The 9,963-nt window shown below is 33.8% G+C and carries 11 protein-coding genes; all 11 read right to left on the bottom strand.

Features of this window, described 5'->3' with window-relative positions; translation table 11 throughout:
• Positions 1–733 (bottom strand): hypothetical protein (locus tag GX308_08955; GenBank protein NLK22179.1); only part of this gene is annotated, 733 nt, incomplete at its 3' end.
• On the bottom strand, positions 687–1,148 hold the full coding sequence (locus GX308_08950; protein NLK22178.1) for a hypothetical protein: 462 nt from the start codon (positions 1,146–1,148) through the stop codon (positions 687–689). The genes GX308_08955 and GX308_08950, both read right to left, overlap by 47 nt.
• Positions 1,149–1,333: 185 nt before the next feature.
• On the bottom strand, positions 1,334–2,551 hold the full coding sequence (locus tag GX308_08945; GenBank protein NLK22177.1) for a putative glycoside hydrolase: 1,218 nt from the start codon (positions 2,549–2,551) through the stop codon (positions 1,334–1,336).
• Positions 2,552–2,745: 194 nt separating this feature from the next.
• Complete coding sequence (gene lysS, locus GX308_08940; GenBank protein ID NLK22176.1) at positions 2,746–4,245, bottom strand: lysine--tRNA ligase; 1,500 nt, start codon at positions 4,243–4,245, stop codon at positions 2,746–2,748.
• A 27-nt stretch (positions 4,246–4,272) separates the two neighbouring features.
• On the bottom strand, positions 4,273–4,749 hold the full coding sequence (gene greA / locus GX308_08935) for a transcription elongation factor GreA (GenBank protein NLK22175.1): 477 nt from the start codon (positions 4,747–4,749) through the stop codon (positions 4,273–4,275).
• Positions 4,750–4,863: 114 nt separating this feature from the next.
• Complete coding sequence (locus tag GX308_08930) at positions 4,864–5,811, bottom strand: hypothetical protein (GenBank protein NLK22174.1); 948 nt, start codon at positions 5,809–5,811, stop codon at positions 4,864–4,866.
• Between the two features lie 118 nt (positions 5,812–5,929).
• Positions 5,930–6,892 (bottom strand): tRNA dihydrouridine synthase DusB, encoded by a 963-nt coding sequence (gene dusB, locus GX308_08925; GenBank protein NLK22173.1) that lies wholly within the window; start codon positions 6,890–6,892, stop codon positions 5,930–5,932.
• A 9-nt stretch (positions 6,893–6,901) separates the two neighbouring features.
• Positions 6,902–7,669 carry a type III pantothenate kinase gene (locus tag GX308_08920; GenBank protein ID NLK22172.1) on the bottom strand — a complete coding sequence of 256 codons (768 nt, stop codon included), beginning with the start codon at positions 7,667–7,669 and terminating at the stop codon, positions 6,902–6,904.
• A 59-nt stretch (positions 7,670–7,728) separates the two neighbouring features.
• Entirely contained in the window at positions 7,729–8,328 is a 600-nt protein-coding gene (locus tag GX308_08915; GenBank protein ID NLK22171.1) for an ECF transporter S component, read from the bottom strand.
• Between the two features lie 215 nt (positions 8,329–8,543).
• Entirely contained in the window at positions 8,544–8,900 is a 357-nt protein-coding gene (locus GX308_08910; protein ID NLK22170.1) for a hypothetical protein, read from the bottom strand.
• A 9-nt stretch (positions 8,901–8,909) separates the two neighbouring features.
• Positions 8,910–9,890: a biotin--[acetyl-CoA-carboxylase] ligase gene (locus tag GX308_08905; protein ID NLK22169.1), complete on the bottom strand. Its 981-nt coding sequence runs from the start codon at positions 9,888–9,890 to the stop codon at positions 8,910–8,912.
• Between the last annotated feature and the right edge of the window lie 73 nt (positions 9,891–9,963).

The following is a 9,963-nucleotide window of genomic DNA, read 5'->3' as shown; positions in this document are numbered from 1 at the left end:
TAATATCTATATCAACTATTAAAAGTCCTATTAAAAAACCTATAAGATTGACTACTGCTCCAATTCCTATAGCTATATACCAAGAGTAATCTATAGAAAGTTTTGCAATTAAATGGACTGTTATAACGGTGACACAAAAAATAATGATGGTAATTATTGTTGTCTGATCCTTTGCAAGCCACTGAATAGTTGAAATATACATGTTAGCTAGGGTATTGGGCATTTCCATTAGCTCTGATGATTTCATCTCAATAAGACTTTGAATGTGAGGAATAAAATGCCATATTAAAGTCCCAAAAATAATAGGAACAATACCTGAAACACCTACAAATAATCCCGCAAATAACGGTACTACATAAGGAATCCTGAAATAAAATCCTAATATCAAGGCTATAATAAGCAAACTTTGCTTTGGAAATAACCTGATATATAAAAGATAAATAATGGTAGATAGTACAAATACCAAAACTGCAGCTTCAATAGATACAAAGGCTAGATGGGTACAGATAACAACTACAATAAGCAGAAAAAACCATTGGACTGAAATAATAGTTCCAATGATACCAAACAAAATACCTACGGGCATTTTCGTTAGAACTACGGCATAACCCATCCTACTTATAAACTGAAAAATTATAAATGAAAGTATAAACCTAAGTATTGAAAATATAACCTTTTCATAGGTTTTATAAAAGCCGATTATCGTCTCTCGAATTTGATAAATTTGGTTCATAGGCTTCTTCTTTTACCTCCTCCTGCTGGTTTGATGGCTTGTATTCGTCCAGCTGTCTTAACATTTGTAAATAATTGTTTATCCTTCCTTGTGCATTTTCATATCTTTTTCCGTAAACATATGTAGATAAAAGGGAGTAAAAAACTATAAGAATAACCATAAAAATGCCTATCCATGTTCCATATACCCTATAGTCTATATCAAAAACATTGATTTCCTGTGCAACAATTTTATGAAACAGCATCAATCCTATGAGCAGGATACCCCCTACCACTGCTGAAATCCTAGACCACCAATTTTGTATGTATACATAATCTGATTTATAATATTTATTAATTTTTTCATCCGATGTCCCATAGCTTTTTTCGTAAACTGCTAGTTTTGACATTAATTTAATCTTTTCTTCCTCAATCAAGTATCTACCACTCCTTCTAAAACCTAATAAGTATTATATTCATCCCCTAATAAAAAACTCCTTTACAATAGTTTGTATTTTACATTTATTTATTATAACATAATAATCAATAAAATTGTTTTATTTTTTATTTTTTTGTATATATCTTATATATTAAAAACCCGAATGGCTTCGGGTTTTTAATATTATTCAGGCAATAATCCTCCTATGGAATAACGATTGGACGGACTCCACAAAATCCATTCATCAAGTCCCGCATCATAAGTACCTTGTATTTGTTCCCTAAGCTGCTTAGGCCCGTAGGGTTGATAATGCTTAATCCAAGATGCCGTAAAATCCTGAAGCCAAGGTCGAACAATGGCCTTATGTTCCCCCTCGGGTATAACTGCAAGTTTTTCATTTGATGCATTCATAGCAGCTAAAATCATATCATAAGGCTGCAAATCTGGATATTTTATCCCCAGGGAACCATCCGCATAATGGGAAGGATATACCATCGGACAGATATAATCTAGATGCCTAGCCATTTCTACATAATCCTGTCCTACTATATCCGCATCTATCTTACTAGTGATAATAGTTCCAAAGACATCGGCAGAGACAAATACCCCATAGGGCTTTAATTCTTCCATTGCATATTGTGTAAACTCTGTAATAATCTCTGTTTTAGTCTTTTCCTCTGCTAGAGGTCCTAGATCTACAGATTTCATGCCTGATGAAGTATCAAATCTTATATAGTCAAATTGTATTTCCTTAAATCCAACTTTTGCCGCTTCCTTTGAAATATCTAAAACATATTCCCATACATCCTTATTATAAGGGTTTACCCATGCAATGCCTTTAGCGCGAAAGATACTCCCATCTTGATTTTTGATTGCAAAATCCGGTCTTTTCTCTGCTAGATATGGATCTTTAAATGCAACAATCCGGGCTATGGGATATATATTATTTTCCCTTAACTTATCCATCAGTCCATGAATATCCCTAATTCCTACTTTACTAGTAGCCCCTATCCCCTTTGCAACAGGTACATCTGCGTCAAAGGTAATCCATCCATCATCACTTTTAACATCTATAACCATAGCATTTATTTCTGTAGCATTTGCTACTTCAATCAACTCATCTATATACTTAGGTACGCCTGCTTTCCAACCTGTTACATAAATTGCCCTTAGTTTTTTGGGTTCTAGAAAAGTTGCATAATTAATCTGCGGTTGCTCCATATAGCTTTCAAAGGAAAATACTGCACTTTTTTTGATTGCTTGTTCTTGCTTAGAGATATTTTTATCTTCTGCTACCCTTTTCCCAAAAAAACTAGAATAACCGTATTTCCAAAGGAATAATGACCCTACTCCTATAATAACTACCAATGTGATTACTGCTATTTTCCTGCCTGAATTCATGCCTTTTCCTCCAACCCATGTTATAGATTTTACCTTTAATTTTTACATTATATCATACAAAGTATATTCCTTCAACAAAATCCACTTATATTTTATTATATGTTTATAAATTCTTTTATATGTAACTACAAATTAGCTTGGTAAAGAATATCAATAAAAAACCTAAGCAATTACAAAATGCCTAGGTTTTTTTATTAGTCTCTTGGTTTCATCGTCGGGAATAGAAGTACATCTCTTATAGAATAAGAATTAGTAAGAAGCATTATAAGCCTATCTATACCTATTCCAAGTCCTCCCGTTGGAGGCATTCCATATTCTAGAGCAGTTATAAAATCCTCATCTATCATATTGGCTTCTTCATCCCCTGCCGCCCTTAATTCTTCTTGATACTCAAACCTGCTTCTTTGATCAATCGGATCATTAAGCTCAGAAAATGAATTGGCGAATTCCCTAGCTGTTATAAATAATTCAAAACGTTCTGTATAGTTAGGGTTTTCAGGTTTTCTCTTAGCCAATGGCGAAATTTCTACAGGATGATCCATAATGAATGTAGGTTGAATTAAATTTTTCTCAGCATACTCTTCAAAGAAAAAGTTAAGTATATCTCCCTTTTTATGGCGTTCTTCAAATTCGATATTATGTTTCTTTGCAATGTTTCTTGCCTCTTCTAAAGTAGTTATTTCATTAAAATCTACATTAGCATATTTTTTTACAGCATCTAACATAGTGAGTCTTTTAAAGGGTTTTTCTAATTCTATTTCCCATTCTCCATAAGTAACCTTGGTCGTACCCAAAACATTCTTTGCCACTGTTCTAATTAAGTTTTCGGTTAAATCCATCATACCGTGATAATCTGTATATGCCTCATAAAGTTCCATAAGGGTAAATTCAGGATTGTGTCTAATAGACATCCCTTCATTTCTAAATACCCTACCTATTTCGTAAACCCTTTCCATCCCACCAACAATAAGTCTTTTTAGATGGAGTTCAAGGGCAATTCTCATATACATATCCATGTCTAGGGTATTATGATGTGTAACAAAAGGTCTAGCAGCAGCACCCCCAGGAATGGTATGGAGTACTGGGGTTTCCACTTCTATATATCCCTTATCATCTAAGAACTTTCTTATTTCTTTTATTATTGCACTTCTTTTTACAAAGGTATCTTTAACTTCCGGATTAACGATTAAATCAAGATATCTTTGACGATAACGAAGATCCGTATCTTTTAAACCATGCCACTTTTCCGGTAAAATTTGAAGGCTTTTTGAAAGAAGTACTACTTCCTCCGCCTTAATAGAAATCTCACCTTTTCTGGTCTTAAATACTTCACCCTTAACACCTATAATGTCCCCTAAATCAAAATGTTTAAAATCTGCATAGTCTTCTTCTCCTATGCCATCTTTTCTAACATATACTTGAATCCTTCCCTCCCTATCCTGCACATCACAAAAGGAGGCCTTTCCCATGATTCTCTTAGACATCATACGGCCTGCAACCGAAACGGTTTGTCCTTCCATTTCATCAAATCCATTATGAATTTCACTACTATGATTTACAACCTCGTATTTTACTATCCTAAATGGGTCCTTATTATTTTCCTGAAGTTCTTTAAGCTTTTCTCTTCTAATTTTTAATAATTCATTAATATCTTGTTCCTCTGATTCTAAGTGGAATTGATTTTCCTCAGACATCCTTATTCCTCCTTGGTTTGATTGGTTTTACCTGTATATGTTCAATATTTCAAATTGAAGTTTTCCTTCAGGAACTTCAACATCAACTATATCTCCTACTTTATGTCCTATTAATGCAGCTCCTACTGGGGATTCATTGGATATTTTACCCTCGGAAGGATCAGCCTCTGTTGAACCTACAATGGCATAATCTAACTCCTCACCGAACTCTATATCAAATATTTTAACCCTGCAGCCAAGATTTATTGCATCCACATTTATCTCATCTTCATCTATCACATGGGCGTTGCGAAGAATCTTTTCAAGCTCCATTATTCTCGTTTCTATTTCTGCTTGTTCTTCTTTAGCCGCATCATATTCCGCATTCTCAGAAAGATCCCCTTGACCTCTTGCTTCTTTTATTTTCTCTGCCACATCTTTTCTTCGGACTGTTTTAAACTCTTGAAGTTCATTTTCTAATTTTTGCAATCCTTCATAGGTTAAAATTACTTTCTTTTCTGCCATAATGCAACTCCCTTTCTGTTACGATTAATTTAATAAATTGATATAAAGACATCTAAAGTTCCATATTCATAGGATTATAGCCTACCTATAATATCTTGTCAATATGATTGTAGTTTAGATTTTAATAATATTACCATATTGACAAAAATGTTCCACTTTCCAGCCATCTCGTTTTATATCCTTTGCAATCTTATTTAAGGACTCTAAATCATATTTATTCGATAGTATTTTATTAAGCCAAGGCTTTGAAACATACCAAATCATTTTACAAAAGCTGGTAGTAAATTTTTTGTTCTGTACAGATAATATAAAATCATCTATAACTATTAAATCTTCTCTCTTTAAGAGTATATTTTTTACTGTATCATTGTCATTGCCTATATAAAAGTATACAGCATTTCTTTTACAGTGATAAAAATGTATATGGGGTTCATCTGTGCAATCTATTATTATATCGGAGTCCCCTAGAACCATTTTTTTATTATGTGATGAAATCTGTAAATTTAACCCTACATCCTCATAAATTTCTATAGATTTATCTTTAAATCTATGGAGATTACTGGTTACAATGTTTAGATAATTAAGTTGAGGATATAAGATATCTAGAACTAAGTCAGTTTTGGCATTTTGCCCATCAATTATTGTAACATCTACATATTTTAAATCTTTATTTAGTCTGCTTGCAGCCTTTATAATTGCCGGTAAAATAAAAATAGGCAATATACTATTTCCATTGGCTTTTTTGATAAAATAGGAAAGCTTATCTCCATATTCCCTTGGGGGATTAATAACTATAACCTTATTCTCCTTTAAAAGTTCTATAGTCTTATCCATAAGATTTTGTATGTATTCCGGGGACTTTCCCTTTACTTCTTCTCTTGTTACGGGAAGTACCACTTCATATCCATGAGCTTTTAATATGGATACTTCCTTTATTTGAATCGGGCATTTTTTGAGAATATATCTATCTTTCAAAAATGAAGGTAAATCCTTTATCCATTTATGCTGGAATACTATATCCTCTGGGCTGCTTGCCCATTTTAAAGAAGCAAACTTCTTCAAACTATCCCCCCTTTGTCCTTTTATATGATTGTATGAAAGGACAAGAGAAATTATGTGGATATCTCTTTCGTCACTGCTATAGATAACCTTAATTCAATAGTAAAGTCTTATAAGGTTCTTAGGATGATATAATGTATTCCTTTAATAGTTTTTCTAATTCCATATAACTTTCCACCTCATTAATCTTGTTTCTTAAAACTCCTGCCTTTATTAATCCTTTCGTATACCAAGATACATGCTTCCTCATTTCCCTTATACCTATAAATTCCCCCTTAAAGTCAATCAGCATCTTGCCATGACGAAGGGCCATACTTATTTTTTCTTCAGGTGTAGGCTCTTTTAAAATTTCCCCCGTCTTAAAATAATGACTTATCCTTTTAAAAATCCATGGATTCCCTTGTGCCCCTCTTCCAATCATTACAGCATCGCATTGGGTCTCATCCATTAATCTTTTTGCATCCTTTGGTTCAAATACATCCCCATTGCCTATAACAGGAATAGTTACTGTATTTTTCACCTGTCTTATGATATCCCAATCAGCCTTTCCACTGTAATACTGTTCCCTAGTTCTTCCATGGACTGCTATGGCTGATGCACCATTTTCCTCAGCTATCTTAGCAACTTCTATAGCTGTAATGGTATTTTCATCAAAACCTTTTCTTATTTTAATTGTCACTGGTTTTTTAACTGCCATGGAGACTGCCTTAACTATTTTTCCAATTTCCTTTGGATTCTTCATAAGGGCGGAGCCTTCGTCATTTTTTGTGATTTTTGGAGCAGGACATCCCATATTTATATCTATGATATCTACATCGCTTTCTTCTACTTTTTTTGCCATTTCTGCTAAGATATTTGGATCTGAACCAAAAAGTTGGACCGCCACAGGATGTTCTTTCTTGTCTACTGCAAGAAGAAGTTTTGTGTTTTCATTATTATATAAGAGTCCCTTAGCACTAATCATCTCCGTATATACCAATCCACAACCCATCTCTTTACAAAGGAGTCTAAAGGGTAAATCTGTAACTCCTGCCATAGGTGCTAAAAAAACCGGATTTTGAATAATTATATTTTTAATTTTCATGAAATCCTCCTACTTATTTTTTTCACAGATAATTTTAAGTCCTTGTAGGGTCAATAATCCATTAACCTCTTCTATAGTCTTAGATTCTGGGGCTATAACCTTAGCTAATCCTCCAGTGGCAATAACTTTAACCTTTGGTGCCTTCATTTCTTTCTTAATGCGTTTTATAATATAATCGATTTGTCCTATATATCCATATACAAGACCTGCTTGCATGCTATCTACAGTATTTTTACCTATAATTTTTTCTGGTTTTTGAATCTCAACCTTAGGTAGTTTTGCTGCCCTTTGCCATAGGGCATCGGCAGAAATACTAAGACCTGGGGAAATGACACCACCTACATAGCTCCCGCTTTCACAAATTATATCAAAAGTAGTTGCCGTTCCAAAATCAATGACAATAGCAGGCCCACCATAAAGTGAAAGAGTTGCCACTGCATTTGCAATCCTATCAGCTCCTAGTTCCTTGGGGTTATCTATTCTAATATTCAAACCAGTTTTAATCCCTGGTCCTACTATTAAGGGATTAACTTTGAGGTACTTTCTTATTCCGTGTTCTAGGGAATACATAATATCTGGGACTACCGATGCAATTACCACCTGCTCTACCTTTCTTGTATCTACATCATTATGCTGTAATAAATCGTATATAAACATCCCTAATTCATCGGCAGATTTATAGGCATGGGTTGTCATTCTCCAATAAGCAATTAGTTTTTCCTTTTCATAAGCTCCTAATACAATATTTGTATTACCGACATCAATAGCTAATATCATAACTCTCCCTCTTTCTTTAATATGGAAAAGCAGACACTACAGTGTCTGCTTAGTAATCTTTAAATATTATATATTTTTTTCAGTGTTTTTACAATGATAACGGATAAAATTGCAGCCACTATAGCTTCCGGAAGTCCATTGGCACTTGCAATTCCCAATAGAATAGTTTGGGCACTGCCTATCTTTCCTACTTCTGAAAACTTTTCTACAACATCCTTGGCATAGACTATATAAATCATACCCAAGACCGCCACAGTATTTGTAAAACTCCCGATTACCGCTCCTATTATGATTGATAGGTAATCATTTGCAAACTTTCTTACTCCGTGATAGGTGTAATAAGATAATATCCCTACTAATACTCTTGGTAGCACAGATATTAGGGGGTTCATAAGGGCAAATGATAATATACTTGTAGGCTGAGTTAAATTCCTGATTAAACTAGCAAGCCCAAAGGATAATCCTATAATAGCTCCTACTAAGGGTCCGCACAAAATTCCCCCGATAATTGTTGGAATGTGGGCAATAGTGGCACTGATTAAAGGAAGTCTAATGGTACCAAAGGGTGTTGCATCAAGAAGAATAGAAATCGCCACAAGCATACCTGCAGTAACCAATCTTTTGGTAGAGCCCTGTTTTACCACTGCTGTTTGACTCATTTCTTCACCTCCGTTCTCGTTCCAAAAGGATACAAGACGCATATTCTTTTTAGTTTTATATAGTCTGAATTCTTGGTTCACAGAATTGAAACCGAGGTTGATTTAAGTTCTTATCAAAATCAATCCTTTTAAATAGAATTTCAGCTATGTAAGTATTATATCTAAAAACAAAAATAATTCAATACAATTTTAATAGGCAATGCCTTTTTTATTATCTATTTATCTCTTTTTAATATTGTTTCTTTTATAGCTTCTCCTTCTTTTGTTTTATATATTCTGTACCATATCTTTAGCATTCTTATAAGTTCCTTATTTTCCTTCTCTAGTTTTTTGATTTCCAGGGACGCCCCTATCTCATCAAAATCATAGTCTTTTTCATCTGATTTTATTTCAAAATAAATATCTCCATTTTTATAAAAACCCATGGAAAAAATTCCTTGTAGTTTTTCTGCCAAGGATATACAAATAAACTTGATATCATCCTTAATAGCAATGGGTATTTCGTCAAATTCTGGATTGCTGTAATATTTTTGTGCATAATATGAAGCTGATGCCATAACTTCTTTTTCCATAATTCCCTCCTAAATGTATCCGTACATACCCCTAACCGATACTTCTCCTGAAAGCACTGTTACCATTTCTCCATTTTCCTTTTGCACTATAAGTTCTCCTTCTTTTGATACATCTAATGCTTTTCCTGTGAATTCACCGGCTCTTTCAATTATCTTAACGTCTTTTCCAAGGGTTAAACAGTTCCTTTTATACTCCCTTAAGACTTTATCCATATTATTGTTTTTGATAAAATCATCGTAATTTTTCTCGAACTCTACTAAAATTTGCTGTAAAATGTCTTTCCTGTCGTAATTCTTTTTTCCCTCAATCTTTAAAGATGTGGCCTTGTTCATTATATCTTCTGGAAATGAATATGTATTTACGTTCATGCCTATTCCTAAAATAATGTAGTTTATTTTTTCTATTTCAGCACTCATTTCTGTTAATATACCACATACTTTTTTGTTATTTATAATTATATCATTAGGCCATTTAATCTGCGATTTTAGACCTGTAACACTTTCTATACCCCTACATACTGCAAGCCCTGCTATTAAGGTTACTTTGGAAGCATCTATAGGAGAAATTTCAGGCCTGAGAATAATAGACATCCATATCCCAACCCCTGTGGGGGATGACCAGGTTCTTCCTAGTCGACCCTTTCCTAGCAACTGTTCTTCCGCAACTACAACAATCCCTTCCTTTTCACCTTTGGATGCCAACTTTTTTGCTTCTTTGTTAGTTGAATCAATTTTATCATAATGGTATACTTTTTTTCCTATATATCTTGTCTTTAAATCATAGATGATTTCTTCTTCGGTTAATAAATCAGGGCTACTTTTCAGGTAGTAGCCTTTGTTAGTGACAGACTCTATGATATAACCCTGACCCTTTAGATGGGTTATTACTTTCCAAATTGCTGTCCTTGAAACCCCAAAGATTTTACTCATTTCCTCCCCCGAGATGTAGTCATCGGCAGATTTTAGAAGTTGTATAATTTTTGATTTCATATTTCCTCCTTACTTTATAGGTCAGTATGCCCCCTATAACAAATAACTGCTATGGGATAGGTCCCGCCCCTGA

This window comes from Candidatus Epulonipiscium sp. (genome assembly GCA_012519205.1).
Taxonomy (GTDB): domain Bacteria; phylum Bacillota; class Clostridia; order Lachnospirales; family Defluviitaleaceae; genus JAAYQR01.
This window is presented reverse-complemented; position numbering and strand designations above follow the sequence as displayed.